Origin of the sequence: Pseudomonas sp. URMO17WK12:I6 (assembly GCF_003253625.1) — a bacterium.
In the GTDB taxonomy this organism is placed as follows: domain Bacteria; phylum Pseudomonadota; class Gammaproteobacteria; order Pseudomonadales; family Pseudomonadaceae; genus Aquipseudomonas.
Genome location: NZ_QKYZ01000006.1, coordinates 189,782 through 208,072, shown reverse-complemented (window position 1 = coordinate 208,072; position 18,291 = coordinate 189,782). Strand labels below are relative to the sequence as shown.

Below are 18,291 nucleotides of genomic sequence, written 5' to 3'. Positions count from 1 at the left end.
AAAATCGCAGCCTTGCAGGAGCTGCGAAGGCTGCGATCTTTTGTCCAAGGGTGATCAGCGCAAGGTATCGACCATGTCGGCAATGGTCGTCAGCACATCCTTGCCCAACTGTTTCGAACGCTTGCCAGACCAGCCAGTCAGCGCATTCGGCGCGTCGTTGTTGTCCTTGAAGGGCATTTCAATGGTAAAGGACAGGCAGTCGAACTTCTGACCGACGCTGTTGCAGGCCAGGGTCATGTTGGCTTTGCCCGGTTCGTCGCGGGTGTAGCCGTGTTTGGTCTGAAAGTCCTTGGTCAGGTGCTTCAGATGGCTGCGGAAGCGCTCTTCGAGTTTTTCGATCCGCGGTGTATAGCCGGGGTTGCCTTCGCAACCGGCGGTGAACACGTAGGGAATTTCTTCATCGCCATGGATGTCGAGGAACAGGTCGACGCCATACTTTTCCATTTGCTGCTGAACGAACAGCACTTCCGGGCTGATTTCCTGGCTGGCGTTCTGCCAGGCGCGATTCAGGTCCTGGCCCATGGCATTGGTGCGCAAATGACCGTGGAAGGCGCCGTCCGGGTTCATGTTCGGCACCAGGTACAGGTCGGCGCTGGCCAGGAGCTTATTCAGCACCGGGTCGTCATGTTTTTCCAGGCGTTCGATCACGCCTTCCATGAACCATTCGGCCATGTGTTCGCCGGGGTGTTGCTGGGCAATGATCCAGACCTTGCGCTGGCCTTCGCCGCCAGTTCCTTTGCGCAACAACTGGATGTCACGACCTTCAACGCTCTTGCCGGTGGCCAACAGTTCGGTGCCGGCCTTGGTCAGTGCCTGTTCGATCAGCCAGTCGTGACGGCCACGGCTGTAGGGTTCGAAGTAGGCGAACCAGGCATGGGTGGCAGTGGCTTCAAGGCTGAAACGCAGGCAGTCGCCTTCGAAGATGGTCGGCACCCGGAACCAGTTGACGTGGTCGTAGGACGCCACCGCCTGATAACCATCCCAGGCCTTGTTGTATGAGGATTTGCTGGCGTTGTTCAGACGAAACCAATGCTCCTGACCCACATGCAGGCCGCTGGCCTTGAAATGGAACCACTGGAAATGCTGGCTGCGAGTGTCTGGCCTGATGGCCAGCAATGCTTGCAGAGGATTGCTGATGTCCAGCACATCAATGTTGCCGCTGTCGAAGTTAGCGCTGATGTCGAAAGAAGATTTAGCCCCGGCCATAATCAATTCCTGAATACGATTTTTATGGCTGCTACTTTACACGCAAGAGGGGGAGAAACCGGGGGGAAATTACGGGGGGGTAAAAGGGGGGGCGTCCTCCTTGACGCCGATGCAGCTTAGAGACTGCGCAATTGATTCTCAAGTGCTATTTTTCGTTAGTTTGGCCCAGTGCTGCCGGGCTTCTCTTGGCAGTAGATATTCTTTTGATATCATCCGCGCCAATCGAATTTTGCAGCACCTACAGACTTCATTAGCCTGAAGCCAAAGCCAGCCTGACTGGCAAAAAAAAGACCCGGCAAAAAGCCGGGTCAAAAACCGTGATTAGCCTGATGAGGAGATAGTCCAGGAGTCCGACCTAAGGTCTCTTGGCCTATCGACTGATCTCGCGACCAGTTGATGCAATAATAATCATTATCATTTGCAAGTCAAATGTTTCTACCTGCGCGATTGGAAAAATTTTCCTGTCCTCCTCCAATGCGCTCCCGCCTCAATTGTTCTGATTGCCCTCCAGGGCCCGTTCGACCATCGCCTTGGCCATGTCGATCATGTGCACCGTCGAAAACGCCAGATCCCGGCTTGCGCCCTGCAGTTGGTTGGCTGACTCATGCGCGGTGGCAACGGCGCACCGCAGCAGATCCGAAGCATGGACCAGCGCCTCTTCGCTGCTGATGTTACGGTTCACATCAAAGAAACGTTCTTCGCTGGCTACTTCTGACACAGCTGGTTTCAAGTAATAGTCCAGTGCGCGCTGCGCCGCGGCAGAGCCTTTTGGCGAGGTGAGGCTGGTGTCGATTTGCATGTCGGGCAGGGTATTGCTGGGGATGGTCATGACGATGGCGAGCTCCGTGAGAAATTCAAATCCGTGAGCCCAGCTTAGTACTTACTGTATTTGTTTCTTTAATTTAAATACTACAATTTGTGTTTTGATGGTCGGAGTACCCCACGTATCGTGCCGCACATGGATAAATGGATTGAATTGGTCAAGGCCAAAATGAGTGAACTCAAAGTCACTCAAGAAATACTCGCCGAGCGCATCGGGATGTCCCAGGGTGGCGTCGGCCACTGGCTCAATAAACGTCGTCAGCCCGGCATCGCAGAGATGAATCGCGTCTTGCGGGCGCTCGGCATGGACTATCTGGAAGTGGCGATGGTGATCAGGGAGCCGCTTCCCTCAGAGGATGAGGAGATCTCCCTGGCGCAAAAGTACAACCCGTACTTTCGCTACCCGGTCAGTGACTGGCGGGAAACCGGGGAGGTGCGCGACGGCGAGCTATCGACCTACGGTACTTCGCTGGCTGTCAGCAAGCCACGTTTCGAGCTGTCCGATTACCACGCACAGGGCGCGGCGTTCTGGCTGGTGGTGGTCGGCGATGCGATGACCGCCCCTACGGGAGCGAGCATTGCCGAGGGCATGCTGATTCTGGTCGACCCGGCGATCGTGCCGGAGCCTGGCAAACTGGTGATCGCCCAATGGCCCGGCAGCGCCGAGGCGGTCTTTCGCAAACTGATCGAAGAGGGCGGGCAGCGTTACCTGGTCCCGCTCAATCCGACGTATCCGAAAGCCCTTTACACCGAGGAATGCCGAATCATCGGCGTGGTGGTTCAGGCAACTGCCAAATTCTAATCGGATCGGTCCTCGCAACGCGTAGGACCGATCTTCATTTCACGCTTGCTCCAACTCCACCAACGCACTGCCTTCGCTGACCATTTCGCCTTCCTGGCAATACAACGCCTTGATTACCCCGGTGTGGGGCGCGCGAATGCTGTGCTCCATTTTCATCGCTTCCAGCACCACCAGTTGCGCCCCGGCTTCGACCGTTTGCCCGGCCTCCACCAACACCCGCACGATGCTGCCGTTCATGGGCGCGGTAAGCCCGCCTTGATGGCTGTGACTGGCTTCGACGGCGCCGATCGGGTCATACGACTCGATGCGGCGCAGCTCGCCGTCCCATTGCAGATACAGCGCATCGCCACGGCGGATGGCCCGGTGTTGGCGGCGCAAACCGCTGTGCTCGGTCAGCAGGTATTCACCCTTGAGCCGTGCGGTATGCGCGTCGGCATCGCCCAGGGTCAGCGCCCGGTCTTGCCCTTCGCAACTCAAATGCAGGGTGATTTCTGTCGGCAATCCGGCACGGAAACCATTGTTGAAGGCCCACGGCGAACTCGGATCATCGGCGCGTAAAACAGCCGGCTGACTTTGCGCAAACGCCTGGGCCGCCGCTTGCCAGAACTCATCACTGAGCGGCGAAGGTGCTGGCAGCAGTTGCTCCTGATAACGCGGAATGAACCCGGTATCCAGTTCGGCGGCGGCAAACGCCGGGTGGCCGATGATCCGGTGCAGGAAGTTGATGTTGGTCTTCAGCCCGCCAATGGCAAACTCCTCGAGCATGCTCAGCAATCGCAGCCGCGCCTGTTCACGGTCTTCGCCCCAGGCAATCAGCTTGCCAAGCATCGGGTCGTAGAACGGCGAAATCTCGTCGCCTTCTTCGACGCCACTGTCCACACGACGCCCCGGCCCTTCGGCGGATTCGCGGTACAACGCCAGGCGCCCGGTGGCCGGCAGAAAATCGTTGCCCGGGTCTTCGGCGTACAACCGCACTTCGATCGCATGGCCGATCAGCGGCACCTGATCCTGTGTCATCGGCAGCGCTTCGCCGCGGGCTACACGAATTTGCCAGGCCACCAGGTCGAGGCCGGTAATGGCCTCGGTCACCGGGTGTTCGACTTGCAGGCGCGTGTTCATTTCCATGAAGAAGAACTCACCGCGCGCATCCAGCAAAAACTCCACGGTGCCGGCGCCCACATAGCCGATCGCTTGAGCCGAGCGTACGGCGGCTTCGCCCATGGCCCGACGCAATTGCGGGGTCAGGCCTGGAGCGGGTGCTTCTTCGACGACTTTCTGATGCCGACGCTGAATCGAGCAGTCACGCTCGTTGAGGTACAGACAATTGCCATGCTGGTCGGCGAACACCTGGATTTCCACGTGACGTGGCTTGAGCAGGTATTTCTCGACCAACATCCGCGAATCGCCGAACGACGATTGTGCTTCACGCTGCGCCGAGGCCAGGGCTTCGGCCAGTTGGCTGACGTCCTCGACCACTTTCATGCCTTTGCCGCCGCCGCCCGCCGTGGCCTTGAGTAACACCGGATAACCGATGCGTTCGCAGGCATCGCGGAAGGTGTCGAGGTCTTGGGCTTCGCCGTGATAGCCGGGCACCAGCGGCACACCGGCGGTTTCCATCAAGGCTTTGGCCGCGGACTTGCTGCCCATGGCGTCGATGGCCGAGGCGGGCGGGCCGAGGAAAATCAGGCCCGCCGCCTCGATCGCCCGGGCGAATCCGGCGTTTTCCGAGAGAAAACCATAACCGGGATGAATCGCCTGAGCACCGCTGGCTTTCGCGGCGGCGATCAGTTTGTCGATTTGCAGGTAACTGTCGGCGGCTTTGCTGCCGCCCAGGTCGACGCGGATATCCGCTTCGCGGCTGTGCCGGGCGTCACGGTCGGTGGCGCTGTGCACGGCCACAGTGGTCAGGCCCAGAGCCTTGGCGGTGCGCATCACCCGGCAGGCGATTTCGCCACGGTTGGCCACCAGCAGGGTGGTGAGAACAGGTGCGCTCATCAACGCGGCTCCTTGAGGGTGATTTCGGCTTGCCAGGTGGGCGAACGTTTTTGCAGGAAGGCGCGCAGGCCTTCCTGGCCTTCCGGGCTGACGCGAATTCGGGCGATGGCATTCTCGGTGTAGCGGCGCAGCGCCGGAGTCAGCGCGCCGTTGCCGACTTCACGCAGCAGATCCTTGCTGGCGCGCATGGCTGCCGGGCTGTTGAGCAGTAGATTGTCGATCCACTGATCGACTTTCTGCTCCAGCTCAGCCATCGGATAGCTCTCTGACAACAGGCCGATTTCCCGAGCCCGTTGCCCGCCGAAACGTTCGGCAGTCAAGGCATAACGCCGCGCCGCACGCTCGCCAATGGCTTGCACCACGAACGGGCTGATGACCGCTGGCGCCAGGCCGATGCGCACTTCCGACAGGCAGAACTGCGCGTCGTCGGCGCCAATCGCCATGTCGCAGCAACTGATCAGGCCCAGTGCACCGCCAAATGCCGCGCCCTGCACCACGGCCAGCGTCGGGACTTTCAGTTTGGCGAGGTTGTACATCAACTCCGCCAGTTCCCGGGCGTCATCAAGGTTGGTGTGGTAATCGAGTTCGGCCGATTGCTGCATCCAGGCCAGATCGGCACCGGCGCTGAAATGCTTGCCGCGCCCACGGATCAGCAGAAAACGCAGGCTGGCATCGCTCGACACTTTATCCAGCGCGAGGATCAGTTCGCGGATCATTTCGGCGTTGAACGCGTTGTTCTTTTCTTCTCGGCTGAGCCACAGGGTGGCAAAACCACGGGGATCGGTCTGCAGCTCAAGGGTATTGAAGTCGCTCATGGTTTTCTCCAGATCACATCCGGAACACGCCGAAGCGGCTCGGTTCGATGGGTGCGTTCAGCGACGCCGACAAGGCCAGGGCCAACACGTCGCGGGTCTGCGCCGGGTCAATGACGCCGTCGTCCCACAGCCGGGCGCTGGAGTAGTAGGGGTGCCCCTGTTCTTCGTACTGATCGAGGATCGGTTGCTTGATCTCGGCTTCCTGCTCGGCGCTGAAACGATGCCCGCTGCGCTCGGTTTGCTCGCGCTTGACCTGCACCAGCACACCCGCCGCCTGTTCGGCGCCCATCACGCCGATTCGCGCGTTCGGCCACATCCACAGGAAGCGTGGATCGTAGGCCCGGCCACACATGCCGTAGTTACCGGCGCCGAAGCTGCCGCCGATGATCACGGTGAATTTCGGCACCTTGGCACAAGCCACGGCGGTCACCAATTTCGCGCCGTGCTTGGCGATGCCGCCGGCCTCGTATTTCTGGCCGACCATGAACCCGGTGATGTTCTGCAGGAACAGCAACGGAATGCCGCGCTGGCAGGCCAGTTCGATGAAGTGCGCGCCTTTCTGTGCGGCCTCGGCGAAGAGGATGCCGTTGTTGGCGAGGATCGCGATCGGGTAGCCGTGCAGGTGGGCGAAGCCGCACACCAACGTCGTCCCGAACAGCGCCTTGAACTCATCGAACACCGAGCCGTCCACCAGTCGTGAGATCACTTCGCGCACATCGAACGGTTGCTTGGCGTCGGCCGAGACCACGCCGTACAACTCGTCGCTGCTATACAGCGGCGCGATCGGCGTACGTTGTTGCAGTTCGCCGAGCTTGCGCCAGTTGAGGTTGGCCACGCTGCGCCGGGCCAATGCCAGGGCATGTTCATCGCTTTCGGCGTAGTGGTCGGCGACCCCGGAAATCTTGCAGTGCACATCGGCCCCGCCGAGGTCTTCGGCGCTGACCACTTCACCGGTCGCGGCTTTCACCAGCGGTGGGCCAGCGAGGAAGATGGTGGCCTGCTGACGAACCATGATCGCCTCGTCGGCCATCGCCGGAACGTAGGCGCCCCCGGCGGTGCAAGAGCCCATGACCACCGCAATTTGCGGAATGCCCATGGCGCTCATGTTGGCCTGGTTGAAGAAGATCCGCCCGAAGTGTTCGCGGTCCGGGAACACTTCATCCTGACGCGGCAGGTTGGCGCCACCGGAGTCCACCAGATAAATGCACGGCAGGCGATTCTGCTGGGCGATGGTCTGTGCGCGTAGGTGTTTTTTAACGGTCAGCGGGTAGTACGAGCCACCTTTCACGGTGGCATCGTTGGCGACGATCATGCATTCGACGCCTTCCACCCGGCCGATCCCGGCAATCACGCCAGCGGCGGGAACGTCTTCGCCGTACACCGCGTAGGCCGCCAGTTGGCTGATCTCGAGAAACGGCGAACCCGGATCGAGCAGGCGATTGATCCGCTCACGGGGCAGCAGTTTGCCCCGCGAGGTGTGACGTTCTTGCGCCTTCGGGCCACCACCTTGCTGCACTTGCGCGAGCAGGCTGTGCAGGGCGTCGACCTGTTTGAGCATCGCCGCGCTGTTAGCCGCGAACTCCGCCGAACGGGGGTTGAGCTGGGTATGCAGGATAGCCATGGACAGCTCCGTTTAGCGGGTTTCGTTGAACAGTTCGCGACCGATCAGCATGCGACGGATCTCACTGGTGCCGGCGCCGATTTCATACAGCTTGGCGTCACGCAGCAGACGACCGGCCGGGAATTCGTTGATGTAGCCGTTACCGCCGAGAATCTGGATCGCGTCGAGGGCCATTTGCGTGGCGCGCTCGGCACTGTAGAGGATCACCCCGGCGGCGTCCTTGCGAGTGGTTTCGCCACGTTCGCAGGCCTGGGCCACGGCATACAGGTAAGCGCGGCTGGCATTGAGTTGGGTGTACATGTCGGCGACTTTGCCCTGGATCAGCTGGAATTCGCCGATGCTCTGGCCGAACTGTTTGCGGTCGTGGATGTACGGCACGATCAGGTCCATGCAGGCCTGCATGATCCCTGTCGGGCCACCGGAAAGCACCACGCGCTCGTAGTCGAGGCCGCTCATCAGCACTTTCACGCCGCCATTGAGTACGCCGAGGATGTTTTCTTCCGGCACTTCGACGTCATCGAAGAACAGCTCGCAGGTGTTCGAGCCACGCATGCCGAGCTTGTCGAATTTGTTGCTGCGGCTGAAACCTTTCCAGTCACGCTCGACGATGAACGCGGTGATGCCATGCGGGCCTTTTTCCAGGTCGGTCTTGGCGTAGATCACGTAGGTGTTGGCGTCAGGGCCGTTGGTGATCCAGGTCTTGCTGCCGTTGAGTACGTAGTGATCGCCGCGTTTGTCGGCGCGCAGCTTCATCGAGACCACGTCGGAACCGGCGTTCGGCTCGCTCATGGCCAGGGCACCGATGTGTTCGCCGCTGATCAGTTTCGGCAGGTATTTGCTTTTCTGTTCGTGAGTGCCGTTGCGGTTGATCTGGTTGACGCAGAGGTTGGAGTGCGCGCCGTAGGACAGGGCGACCGACGCCGAACCGCGGCTGATTTCTTCCATGGCGACCACGTGCGCCAGATAACCCAGGCCCGCGCCGCCGTACTCTTCCGGCACGGTGATGCCCAGCAGGCCCATGTCGCCGAATTTACGCCACAGGTCGGCCGGGAACAGGTTGTCGATGTCGATCTGAGCGGCGCGCGGGGCGATCTCTTTGGCGACGAAGGACTGAACCTGATCGCGCAGCATGTCGATGGTTTCACCGAGGGCAAAGTTCAGGGATGGGTAGCTCATGGGGCACCTTTTGGCTTTTTTGTAGGGTGGGGAGGGCAGTGATTCAGCTCTCACCTTTACGTTAACGTAAGCCTGTGGCGAATGGCTGTCAATCACCCTTTACGTTAACGTCAACTTGAGCGAGAGTAGAGCCAGTTCTGAAAGACCTGCGTCGCCTTATGTGGCTTGCCACACAAGCCTCGCTCCTACAATAAAGACAATAGGGGTCGTCATGGATCAACCCAGTGCAAACCCGCAGCGCAGCTATACCCGTGGTTCCCAGGACAAAGCCTTGCTGGCGATGACCATCGGCCAGGCGTTTGATAACACCGTCGCGCAATACCCGAACGGGGAGGCGCTGGTCGTGCGCCACCAACAGCTGCGTTACACCTGGCAGCAGCTGTCGGATGCTGTTGATCTGCACGCCAGAGCATTCCTGGCGCTGGGTTTGCAAACCGGTGACCGGCTCGGCATCTGGGCCCCGAACTGCGCCCAGTGGTGCATCAGCCAGTTCGCCAGTGCGAAAATCGGCGTGATCCTGGTCAACATCAACCCGGCTTATCGCAGTTCGGAACTCGAATACGTATTGAAGCAATCCGGCTGCCAATGGCTGGTTTGCGCCGGGGCCTTCAAGACCTCCGACTATCACGGCATGCTGCAAGGGTTGGTGCCGGAATTGGCGGAGCAATCCATCGGCCGCTTGCAGAGCGAACGCCTGTCGGAACTGCGTGGGGTCATCAGCCTGGATGCGCAGCCACCCTCGGGTTTCCTGCCGTGGTCGCAATTGGCCGATCTGGCGGCCAGTGTGTCGATCGAGCAATTGCACGAACGCCAGGACAGCCTGCATTTCGACCAGGCAGTGAACATCCAGTACACCTCCGGCACCACCGGTTTCCCCAAGGGCGCGACCCTCAGCCACTACAACATCCTCAACAACGGTTACATGGTCGGCGAAAGCCTCGGCCTGACCGCCGATGATCGGCTGGTGATTCCGGTGCCGCTGTATCACTGCTTCGGCATGGTCATGGGCAACCTCGGCTGCGTCACCCACGGCAGCACCATGATTTACCCCAACGATACCTTCGATCCGCTGTTGACCCTGACCACCGTCGCCGAAGAAAAAGCCACCGCGCTTTATGGCGTGCCGACCATGTTCATCGCCATGCTCGATCAGCCCAAGCGCGCCGAATTTGATTTGTCGAGCCTGCGCACCGGGATCATGGCCGGGGCGACGTGTCCGATCGAGGTGATGCGTCGGGTTATCGGCGAAATGCACATGAGCGAAGTGCAGATTGCCTACGGCATGACGGAAACCAGCCCCGTGTCTTTGCAGACCGGTCCGTCGGACGACCTGGAATTGCGTGTCACCACGGTCGGCCGCACCCAGCCGCAACTGGAAAGCAAGATCATCGACGAGGCGGGCAATCTGGTGCCACGCGGCACCATTGGCGAGCTGTGCACTCGGGGTTACAGCGTGATGCTCGGCTACTGGAAGAACCCGCAAGCCACCGCCGAGGCTATCGATGACGCTGGCTGGATGCACACCGGCGATCTGGCGAGCATGAACGAAGAGGGTTACGTGTGCATCGCCGGGCGTAACAAGGACATGATCATTCGCGGCGGTGAGAATATTTACCCGCGCGAACTTGAAGAGTTCTTCTTCACCCACCCGGCGGTTGCCGATGTGCAGGTGATCGGCATTCCTTGCTCCCGGTATGGCGAAGAGATTGTCGCCTGGATCAAATTTCATCCCGGCCACAGCGCCACCGAACAGGAGTTGCAGGCCTGGTGCAAGGAGCGTATCGCGCACTTCAAGACGCCGCGTTACTTCAAGTTCGTCGAGGAGTTTCCGATGACCGTGACCGGCAAGATCCAGAAGTTTCGGATGCGCGAGATCAGCATCGAGGAGCTGCGCAGCAAAAACGCCTGACACATAACCAGTGTGGGGGCGAGCCTGCTTCCACATGTGGGTCGAGAAAAATAGAAAGACAAGAAAGCACAAAGGGGAGCCGAAGCTCCCCTTTAATTTTGTCGTTACGTGCTCTTTTTTTATTATTGAGGGGCGGTCTGTTGTTGTTTTTGGCAACCGTGGCCCTTTACCGCTGTTTTTGTCGATCCCCATCCGGGATCAAGAGCAAACGTATTTTTTTGAGCGCTGATCTACTTTTTCGCCAAGCGATCCAACCAGTTCGGGAGCTACCTGAAGGTAGTTTTATTGTTCTCTGCCCGGTTGCGGGTTACTCCGAAAAGCACCCTGAAAAGCACACCTTCTCCAAAAAAATCTGTTAGCTGCGTCTCTGCCGTGTTGTTCTTGTTATGTCAGAGTCGTTACGTCTTATTTTTATTGGTTTGCAGCTTTTTATTCTTGTTATGCCATAGAGATAGCAGAAGCCGTGCCAACTTTGAAAAATCCTTTAAAATCAATGATTTGATTTTTTGTGAGATTTTTTCAGCCATACCAAACCTGACAATTTGTTTCCGTGTTACTCGTTTCCGCCCCACGTGCCAGAACACGCGGTAACACCCGGACACATCCACGTTGTCACTGTGCGCTGCGAGCCTTGGCCACGCGAGAACCGGTAGGGCGCCCCAGCACCGCGCAAATCTGCTGGCCGGCGCGAATCAAGGCGTCCAGGTCGATCCCGGTCTCGATGCCCAGGCCGTTGAGCAGGTAAACCACGTCTTCGGTGGCGACGTTACCGCTGGCGCCCTTGGCGTACGGGCAGCCGCCAAGGCCGGCGATGGAACTGTCGAATACCGAAATGCCTTCCAGCAGGCTGGCGTAGATATTGGCCATGGCCTGGCCATAGGTGTCGTGGAAGTGCCCGGCCAGTTTTTCCCGTGGCACGTCGGCCGAAACCACTTCAAACATCTTGCGGGTCGCGCCAGCGGTGCCGGTGCCTATGGTGTCTCCCAGCGAAACCTCGTAGCAGCCCATCGCATAGAGCTCGCGAGCGACCCGGGCGACTTGTGCAGGCTTGACATCACCCTCATAAGGGCAGCCCAGCACACAGGACACGTAACCGCGCACGCTGACGCCGTGTTGTTTGGCGGCGTCCATGATCGGCACGAAGCGCTCCAGGCTCTCGCTGATCGAGCAATTGATATTGCGCTGGGAGAACGCTTCGGACGCTGCGGCGAACACCGCGACTTCCTTGACCCCGGCGGCGATAGCGTCTTCAAAGCCCCGCAGGTTGGGGGCGAGGGCGCCATAGGTCACCCCTGGTTTGCGCTGGATCTGCGCGAAGACCTCGGCGGAACCGGCCATTTGCGGCACCCATTTGGGCGAGACGAAACTGCCGACTTCTATATAGCCGAGGCCAGCGGCGGTGAGCGCATCGACCAGTTGCACCTTGTCCGCGACGCTGATGGGTTGGGCTTCGTTTTGCAGACCGTCGCGGGGGCCGACTTCGACCAGGCGTACGTGGGTGGGGAGGGACATGGGAATCGACCTGTTGAGATTGTATGAATGTTCACAGAGCCCTGTAGGAGCTGCTGGCTCGCGAAAGCGTCAGGTCAGTCGACATCCATGTTGAAGGACATACCGCTTTCGCGAGCAAGCTCAGCTCCTACACGAGCTGCTGGCTCTTGATCGTTTGCTCCAGCGCCTGGGTGCAGCGCTCCTCGGCTGTGTCGAGTTCCAGCTTCATCTGTTCGATGTCCAGCAGTTGCTGCTCGAGTTGTTCCCGACGTTCGGCAATTTTCGCCAGCATGCTGTGCAATTGCTTGGTGTTACCGCTGGAGGGGTCATAGAGCTCGATCAGCTCGCGGCATTCGGCCAGGGAAAAACCAATGCGCTTGCCCCGCAGGATCAGCTTCAGGCTGACCTTGTCACGGGGCGAATAAATGCGTTCCTGACCGCGACGCTCGGGGCTGAGCAGGCCTTGCTCTTCATAGAAGCGAATGGCCCGGGTGGTGATGTCGAGCTCGCGGGCGAGGTCGGAAATGCTATAGGTCTGGCTGCTCATGGAAGCGCTCGAAAAAGGTCATGGCGCTAAGCTAATGTCAGGTTGACGTTTACGTCAAGGGGCATGAATTGTCTGTGTAGTGACGGGCCTCTTCGCGGGCAAGCCTCGCTCCTACAGGTTTGGTGTCGATCATTTAATCGTGGTTCGACGCTAACCTTGTAGGAGCGAGGCTTGCCCGCGAAGAACAATGACACGGATTAACGTCCTACACCGTATCCAGCTTCTTCTCGTGCGCCGTGACCTGCTGGCACAACTCGATCATCTGCTCGCGCATCCAGCGGTTGGCCGGGTCCTGGTCGGTGCTTTCGTGCCAGTAGAGGTGGGTTTCCACCGGCGGAACTTCTTTGACCGGCAGGTTCACCGAGTACAAATCATGGCGACGGGCGAAGCGTTCCGGCACGGTCATGACCATGTCGGTCTGCTGTAACACCTGGGACGCCATCAGGTAATGCTGGGAGCGCAGGGCGATCTTGCGCTGGATGCCCATTTTGCCCAGGGCCAGGTCGACATAGCCCAGGCCGCTGCGGCGGCTGGAAATATGGATGTGGGTCAGGGACAGGTAATCGTCGAGGGTGAATTTCTCTTTGCCCGCCAGCGGATGGCCCTTGCGCATGGCGCACACATAACGGTCTTCCATCAACTTGACGTGGCGCACCTGCGGGTCGGTGTTGAGCGGCGCATCCACCGCGAAATCCAGGCGCCCGGCCGCCAGTTCCTTGGTGGTTTCGCGGCGTTTGGACAGGAAACTTTCGATGATCACCGTCGGCGCCAGGCGGCGCAGGCGCTGGAACAATGGCGGGAGGATCACCGCTTCGGTGAGGTCGGTCATGCTGATGCGGTAGGTCTTGACCGCCTGCAACGGGTTGAAGATTCGGCTTTCCTGCACCGACACCCGCAGCAGGGAGAGGGCGTTACGCACGGGGCCGATGATGTTCTGCGCCATCGGTGTGGGCACCATGCCCTGGGCGGTGCGCACGAAAAGCGGGTCGTTGAAGGTTTCGCGCAGGCGGGCCAGAGCGTTCGACACCGCCGGTTGAGTAATGCCGACGATCTGCCCGGCGCGGGTCAGGTTGGCTTCGGTGTAGATCGCGTCGAAGACGATGAAAAGGTTGAGGTCGACCTTGCTCAGATTCATGCGCTGCACTCTTGTTATCAGGGGCGTCTTGATCGGACCCGAGGGCCTTGGCAATCAGCCGATCATATATCGGTGATGAATGTTAATACACGCCGAGAATAGGTTAGGTAAATTTTCGTAGCTGTTCTAGCATCGATTGCATGACCTGAACAACTCCTCTGAACCCCTGTTAAAAAGGTAGAGCTGCCATGGATTTCGCTTATTCGCCCAAGGTCCAGGAACTGCGTGAGCGCGTGACTGCGTTCATGGACACCTACGTTTATCCCGCCGAAGCGGTGTTCGAACGCCAGGTCGCCGAGGGCGATCGCTGGCAGCCGACGGCGATCATGGAAGAACTCAAACTCAAGGCCAAGGCCGAAGGCCTGTGGAATTTGTTTCTGCCTGAGTCTGAACTGGGTGCTGGCCTGACCAACCTCGAATACGCGCCATTGGCGGAAATCATGGGTCGCTCATTGCTGGGCCCAGAGCCGTTCAACTGTTCGGCGCCCGACACCGGCAACATGGAAGTGCTGGTGCGTTACGCCAACGAAGAGCAGAAGCAACGCTGGCTCGAACCGCTGTTGCGCGGCGAGATCCGCTCGGCGTTCGCCATGACCGAGCCGGACGTGGCCTCGTCCGACGCCACCAACATGGCTGCCCGTGCCGTGCGTGATGGCGATGAGTGGGTGATCAACGGCAAGAAATGGTGGACTTCAGGGGCCTGCGATCCGCGCTGCAAGATCCTGATCTTCATGGGCCTGAGCAATCCGGATGCACCACGCCACGCTCAGCACTCGATGATTCTGGTGCCGGTGGATACGCCGGGCGTGAAGATTGTGCGTCCGCTGCCGGTGTTCGGTTACGACGACGCGCCTCATGGCCACGCCGAAGTGCTATTCGAGAACGTCCGGGTGCCGTACGAAAACGTCCTGTTGGGCGAAGGACGCGGCTTCGAAATCGCCCAGGGTCGCCTCGGCCCGGGCCGGATTCACCACTGCATGCGTTCGATCGGCATGGCTGAACGTGCGCTGGAGCTGATGTGCAAACGGGCGGTCAACCGCACTGCATTCGGTAAACCTCTGGCGCGTCTGGGCGGCAACATTGACAAAATCGCCGACTCGCGGATGGAGATCGACATGGCGCGACTGCTGACGTTGAAAGCGGCGTACATGATGGACACCGTCGGCAACAAAGTGGCGAAGAGCGAGATCGCGCAGATCAAAGTGGTTGCACCGAACGTGGCGTTACGGGTGATCGACCGGGCGATCCAGATCCATGGCGGGGCAGGGGTGTCCAACGATTTCCCGCTGGCCTACATGTATGCCATGCAACGCACCCTGCGCCTGGCCGACGGCCCGGACGAAGTTCACCGCGCGGCGATTGGCAAGTTCGAGATCGGCAAGTACGTGCCTAAGGAAATGATGCGCAGCGGGCACTGAGACCTGTGGCGAGGGGGCTTGCCCCCGTTCGGCTGCGCAGCAGTCGTAAATTGTACACCGCGTCTTTCCAGGAAAAATGCGGTGGCCGGTTTGAGGCCCGCTTCACGGTCCAACGGGGGCAAGCCCCCTCGCCACAGTAGGCCCCCAAGCCACAATGTTTGGTGCTTACTTCAATACACCCAAACCTCGACCCGCCGATTCTTGATCCGCCCTTCATCCCCGCTGTTGGCCGCCACCGGCATCTCGGCGCCAAAACCGCGAATTTCGCGAAACACCACGCCGCTTTTCACCAGTTCTCGCCGCACCGCCATGGCCCGCAGTTTCGACAGCAGGTCGGCCCGCGCGGGGTCGCTCTTGGCATCGCCAAACCCTACCAGCGTCACCTGCCGATTGGCTTTGTCGTGCTGCCTTATATAGTCGAGCACCCGCGACAGGTCCTGGCGGGCCTTGTTGTCCAGCGTCGCGCTGCCTTCTTCGAAACGAAAATTCACCGTCAGCCGCTGGGCATGCCGACTGAGTGCCTGATAACCCTCGGGCATCAGCGCATTCGGTGTGACCGCCATGGCCTGAACGGTTTGCGCGATAAAACCATTGGCCGCAACAATCGCCTGGCCATTGCTGCTCTGGGCGAACTTCACCAGCGCCTTGGCCCAGGGATTTTTCCCGTTCGGCGGCAGGTAAAAGAACAGCCGACGGGACAGCGGGTAATCTTCCGTCGCGATCAGGCTATTGAGCGGCAGCATGGCCTGGGAGTCACCATCGACAATGGCCACGGCTTTGGCCTGACGCACATAAGGCAAACCAATGAAGCCGATGGCTTGCGGGTCCAGACTCACCGCGTCGGACAATTGCTCACTGGATTCGAAGCGTTTCGCGTTGCCGCTCAGCATTTTCCCACGCGGGCTGAGGACCAGTTCCTTAAACGTGTCGTAGGTGCCCGATTGGTCATCCCGCGCGTAGAGATGAATTGTCCCACCGGTGCCGCCGAGTTCTTCCCAGGTTTTCGTCTCGCCGCTGAAGATTCGTGCCAATTGCTCGGTGTTGAGCTGCTTCAGCGGATTGTGCGGATGAAGGATGATGGCCAGCCCGTCGATGGCGATGACTTGTTCGGCAACCGGGCTTTTCAGGTCGCCCAGCGGTTCGAGATCCAGTCGTTCGCTGTCCTTGATCGGCCGTGACGAGGCCGCGAGATCGGCGGAGGCGATTTTCAGGGCTTTGAATCCGGTGCTGGAACCGTGGGCCGCGACTTCCACCTCGACTCGGCGGCCCTGAGCGGTTTCGCCGACGATGCGTTGTTCGTTGGCTTTGTCCGGGGCTTCGCGGTGCACCTTGAGCAGGCCCTGTTCATGCATCAACCCCTCGACCAGCGCCGGCCCCAACGCCGCGCCAATGGTGTTGGAACCCTGGATGCGCAGCACCGGGCCGCGTTCGGGCGTCGGCAGATCGCCGGCCGATACTGTCAACGGCAGCACGGCGCCGAGCAGCAGGAACAACACGCGCAGGGACATGCCGGCACCTTAATAAGCCAAAGAAAGTGCCGGGAGAATAAGTCAGTAAGGTTTCTGAACGATGACAGTGATTATTCCCACGCGGAGCGTGGGAACGATCAGCAAAACGTTATCAGCTCAACTCAAGCCAGATCGGCGCGTGATCGGACGGCTTTTCCATTGCGCGCAGTTCGTAATCCACGCCTGCGTCCTTGACCCGAGGCAACAACCCGTTGGACGCCATGATCAGGTCAATCCGCAGCCCACGCTTGGGCTCATCTTCAAAACCGCGGCTGCGGTAGTCGAACCAGCTGAAACGGTCGGCAACCTCCGGGTTCAGGTGACGGAAACTGTCCACCAGACCCCAGTTCTTCAGGCGTGCCATCCATTCGCGTTCTTCGGGCAGGAAGCTGCATTTGCCGGTTTTCAGCCAGCGTTTCATGTTATCCGGGCCAATGCCGATGTCGCAGTCTTCCGGGGAAATGTTCACATCGCCCATCACCACGATCGGCTGGTCGTTGCTGAACTGGCTTTCCAGCAATTGCTGCAAATCGCTGTAGAAACGTTCCTTGGCCGGGAACTTGGTGGGGTGATCGCGGCTTTCGCCCTGTGGGAAATAGCCGTTCATGATGGTCACCGGCACGCCATTGGCGTCGGCGAACGTGCCCCAGATAAAGCGCCGTTGAGCGTCTTCTTCATCAGTGGCGAAACCTTTGTGCAGCGCAATCGGCTCCTGGCGCGAGAGCAGGGCCACGCCGTAGTGACTCTTCTGGCCGTGGAAATACACGTGATACCCCAGCGCCTGCACCTCGGCCAGGGGAAACTGGTCGTCGTGGACCTTGGTTTCCTGCAACCCGATCACGTCCGGCTGATGCTTTTCGATCAGCGCCGCCAGCTGATGCGGGCGAGCGCGCAGCCCGTTGATGTTGAAGGAGACGATCTTCATGGTCGGCAGTCCTGGCAAAAGTGCGATGCTAGCTGACATGTAGGAATGGGGCCAGCTTTGGGGTGAGGGGATTCATTGTGTCCTGTCAGAGATGTGTTGGCAGATCCGGCCTCTTCGCGGGCAAGCCCAGTCGATGAAGCTCCTCGCTTGGTCTATACCTGTCTGGGGAACTGTGAAGCCACCCCAAGGCTCGTACCAAGAAGAGCGCAGCCATCTGAGCTGTGCCCCAGGGAGATCTGCCGTTATGCCCGAAACCTCGACCGCCATCGCCGATATTCACATGCTCGACAGCGGCTATTCCCGCGAAGCGCGTTCCCTGTTGTACCAGGCGTACCGGCACGAGCCGACGTTCGGCTACCTGTTCGAAGCCGAACGCCCCGGTTATGAACAGCGAGTCCGGGCGACGGTGCGCGAACTGATCAAACAGCACTTTCTGCAGGATTTGCCGGCCATCGGCCTGCTGGTGAATGACCGCTTGATCGGCATCGCCCTGATCGCGCCGCCGCAACGCCGCCTGGGCATCACCGAAAGCTGGGCCTGGCGCCTGCGGATGGTGCTCAGCACCGGGTTTCGCTGTACCCGACGCTACCTCGATTACCACGCCGCCGTGATGGCGTGCGTGCCGTCCGACTCGGTGCACGTCCTGCCATTGCTGGGGGTTCACCCGCAGTTCCAGGGTAAGCACTTTGGCGAACAGTTGCTGCAGGCGGTGCACAACTGGTGCGCGGTCGATGAGCACTCCCAAGGCGTGATCCTCGACACCGGGAATCCTCGCTATCTGGAGTTCTATAAGCGTCAGGGCTATGAGGAAATCGGCGAAGTGGCCGTAGGACCGATTCGTGAGCACGTGTTTTTCCACGCCAACCCGCAGGTGTTACAAACAGCAACAGCGTAATCGCCGAACTTATGGGACGAGTCCGG

At 59.8% G+C, this 18,291-nt stretch carries 15 protein-coding genes; 4 read left to right on the top strand and 11 right to left on the bottom strand.

From position 1 onward, the window contains the following. Positions 1 to 54: 54 nt before the first annotated feature. Entirely contained in the window at positions 55 to 1,206 is a 1,152-nt protein-coding gene (locus F475_RS13310) for a M14-type cytosolic carboxypeptidase (RefSeq protein WP_018925455.1), read from the bottom strand. 487 nt (positions 1,207 to 1,693) lie between these two features. After that, on the bottom strand, positions 1,694 to 2,035 hold the full coding sequence (locus tag F475_RS13305) for a DUF6124 family protein (RefSeq protein ID WP_018925456.1): 342 nt from the start codon (positions 2,033 to 2,035) through the stop codon (positions 1,694 to 1,696). Positions 2,036 to 2,164: 129 nt separating this feature from the next. Here F475_RS13305 and F475_RS13300 point away from each other — a divergent pair, with 129 nt between their 5' ends. Next, a complete protein-coding gene (locus F475_RS13300) occupies positions 2,165 to 2,830 on the top strand; it encodes a LexA family transcriptional regulator (protein ID WP_018925457.1) in 666 nt (221 codons plus the stop codon). Between the two features lie 39 nt (positions 2,831 to 2,869). Here F475_RS13300 and F475_RS13295 read toward each other — a convergent pair whose 3' ends face one another. Genes F475_RS13295 through F475_RS13280 form a run of 4 tightly spaced genes read right to left on the bottom strand, consistent with a single transcriptional unit; the run spans position 2,870 to position 8,437 of the window. Continuing rightward, the gene (locus F475_RS13295) at positions 2,870 to 4,825 is read right to left on the bottom strand and encodes an acetyl/propionyl/methylcrotonyl-CoA carboxylase subunit alpha (RefSeq protein WP_111454085.1); all 1,956 of its coding nucleotides are present in this window, start codon (positions 4,823 to 4,825) and stop codon (positions 2,870 to 2,872) included. Next, complete coding sequence (locus F475_RS13290) at positions 4,825 to 5,640, bottom strand: gamma-carboxygeranoyl-CoA hydratase (RefSeq protein WP_007940935.1); 816 nt, start codon at positions 5,638 to 5,640, stop codon at positions 4,825 to 4,827. The genes F475_RS13295 and F475_RS13290 overlap by 1 nt, the downstream gene beginning before the upstream one ends. A gap of 13 nt (positions 5,641 to 5,653) precedes the next feature. Beyond that, a complete protein-coding gene (locus tag F475_RS13285) occupies positions 5,654 to 7,261 on the bottom strand; it encodes a carboxyl transferase domain-containing protein (protein ID WP_111454084.1) in 1,608 nt (535 codons plus the stop codon). A 12-nt stretch (positions 7,262 to 7,273) separates the two neighbouring features. After that, complete coding sequence (locus F475_RS13280; RefSeq protein ID WP_007940933.1) at positions 7,274 to 8,437, bottom strand: isovaleryl-CoA dehydrogenase; 1,164 nt, start codon at positions 8,435 to 8,437, stop codon at positions 7,274 to 7,276. Positions 8,438 to 8,648: 211 nt separating this feature from the next. On the opposite strand from F475_RS13280, the gene F475_RS13275 reads away from it, so the two are divergent. Further along, entirely contained in the window at positions 8,649 to 10,346 is a 1,698-nt protein-coding gene (locus F475_RS13275) for an AMP-binding protein (RefSeq protein WP_111454083.1), read from the top strand. Positions 10,347 to 10,958: 612 nt separating this feature from the next. Here the strand turns inward: F475_RS13275 and F475_RS13270 are convergent. The 3 genes from F475_RS13270 to F475_RS13260 all read right to left on the bottom strand — a co-directional run bounded on the left by F475_RS13270 (position 10,959) and on the right by F475_RS13260 (position 13,519). Beyond that, positions 10,959 to 11,858, bottom strand: coding sequence for a hydroxymethylglutaryl-CoA lyase (locus tag F475_RS13270; RefSeq protein ID WP_018925461.1), 900 nt, complete (start codon positions 11,856 to 11,858; stop codon positions 10,959 to 10,961). Between the two features lie 127 nt (positions 11,859 to 11,985). Continuing rightward, a complete protein-coding gene (locus tag F475_RS13265) occupies positions 11,986 to 12,384 on the bottom strand; it encodes a MerR family DNA-binding transcriptional regulator (protein WP_007904077.1) in 399 nt (132 codons plus the stop codon). A gap of 205 nt (positions 12,385 to 12,589) precedes the next feature. After that, on the bottom strand, positions 12,590 to 13,519 hold the full coding sequence (locus F475_RS13260; protein WP_018925462.1) for a LysR family transcriptional regulator: 930 nt from the start codon (positions 13,517 to 13,519) through the stop codon (positions 12,590 to 12,592). 188 nt (positions 13,520 to 13,707) lie between these two features. On the opposite strand from F475_RS13260, the gene F475_RS13255 reads away from it, so the two are divergent. Further along, a complete protein-coding gene (locus F475_RS13255) occupies positions 13,708 to 14,937 on the top strand; it encodes an acyl-CoA dehydrogenase (protein ID WP_008014296.1) in 1,230 nt (409 codons plus the stop codon). 170 nt (positions 14,938 to 15,107) lie between these two features. On the opposite strand, the gene F475_RS13250 is transcribed toward F475_RS13255, so the two are convergent. Beyond that, positions 15,108 to 16,445: a substrate-binding domain-containing protein gene (locus F475_RS13250; RefSeq protein ID WP_018925464.1), complete on the bottom strand. Its 1,338-nt coding sequence runs from the start codon at positions 16,443 to 16,445 to the stop codon at positions 15,108 to 15,110. Positions 16,446 to 16,557: 112 nt separating this feature from the next. After that, positions 16,558 to 17,370 carry an exodeoxyribonuclease III gene (xthA, locus tag F475_RS13245; protein WP_018925465.1) on the bottom strand — a complete coding sequence of 271 codons (813 nt, stop codon included), beginning with the start codon at positions 17,368 to 17,370 and terminating at the stop codon, positions 16,558 to 16,560. 244 nt (positions 17,371 to 17,614) lie between these two features. Between xthA and F475_RS13240 the strand changes: the two genes are divergently transcribed. After that, positions 17,615 to 18,265 (top strand): N-acetyltransferase, encoded by a 651-nt coding sequence (locus F475_RS13240; RefSeq protein WP_018925466.1) that lies wholly within the window; start codon positions 17,615 to 17,617, stop codon positions 18,263 to 18,265. Positions 18,266 to 18,291 lie beyond the last annotated feature (26 nt).

Excerpts from the sequence above, each read along its gene's own strand:
- F475_RS13310 (WP_018925455.1), bottom strand. The coding sequence starts at position 1,206 with ATGGCCGGGGCTAAATCTTCTTTCGACATCAGCGCTAACTTCGACAGC.
- F475_RS13305 (WP_018925456.1), bottom strand. The coding sequence starts at position 2,035 with ATGACCATCCCCAGCAATACCCTGCCCGACATGCAAATCGACACCAGC.
- F475_RS13300 (WP_018925457.1), top strand. The coding sequence starts at position 2,165 with ATGGATAAATGGATTGAATTGGTCAAGGCCAAAATGAGTGAACTCAAA.
- F475_RS13295 (WP_111454085.1), bottom strand. The coding sequence starts at position 4,825 with ATGAGCGCACCTGTTCTCACCACCCTGCTGGTGGCCAACCGTGGCGAA.
- F475_RS13290 (WP_007940935.1), bottom strand. The coding sequence starts at position 5,640 with ATGAGCGACTTCAATACCCTTGAGCTGCAGACCGATCCCCGTGGTTTT.
- F475_RS13285 (WP_111454084.1), bottom strand. The coding sequence starts at position 7,261 with ATGGCTATCCTGCATACCCAGCTCAACCCCCGTTCGGCGGAGTTCGCG.
- F475_RS13280 (WP_007940933.1), bottom strand. The coding sequence starts at position 8,437 with ATGAGCTACCCATCCCTGAACTTTGCCCTCGGTGAAACCATCGACATG.
- F475_RS13275 (WP_111454083.1), top strand. The coding sequence starts at position 8,649 with ATGGATCAACCCAGTGCAAACCCGCAGCGCAGCTATACCCGTGGTTCC.
- F475_RS13270 (WP_018925461.1), bottom strand. The coding sequence starts at position 11,858 with ATGTCCCTCCCCACCCACGTACGCCTGGTCGAAGTCGGCCCCCGCGAC.
- F475_RS13265 (WP_007904077.1), bottom strand. The coding sequence starts at position 12,384 with ATGAGCAGCCAGACCTATAGCATTTCCGACCTCGCCCGCGAGCTCGAC.
- F475_RS13260 (WP_018925462.1), bottom strand. The coding sequence starts at position 13,519 with ATGAATCTGAGCAAGGTCGACCTCAACCTTTTCATCGTCTTCGACGCG.
- F475_RS13255 (WP_008014296.1), top strand. The coding sequence starts at position 13,708 with ATGGATTTCGCTTATTCGCCCAAGGTCCAGGAACTGCGTGAGCGCGTG.
- F475_RS13250 (WP_018925464.1), bottom strand. The coding sequence starts at position 16,445 with ATGTCCCTGCGCGTGTTGTTCCTGCTGCTCGGCGCCGTGCTGCCGTTG.
- xthA (WP_018925465.1), bottom strand. The coding sequence starts at position 17,370 with ATGAAGATCGTCTCCTTCAACATCAACGGGCTGCGCGCTCGCCCGCAT.
- F475_RS13240 (WP_018925466.1), top strand. The coding sequence starts at position 17,615 with ATGCCCGAAACCTCGACCGCCATCGCCGATATTCACATGCTCGACAGC.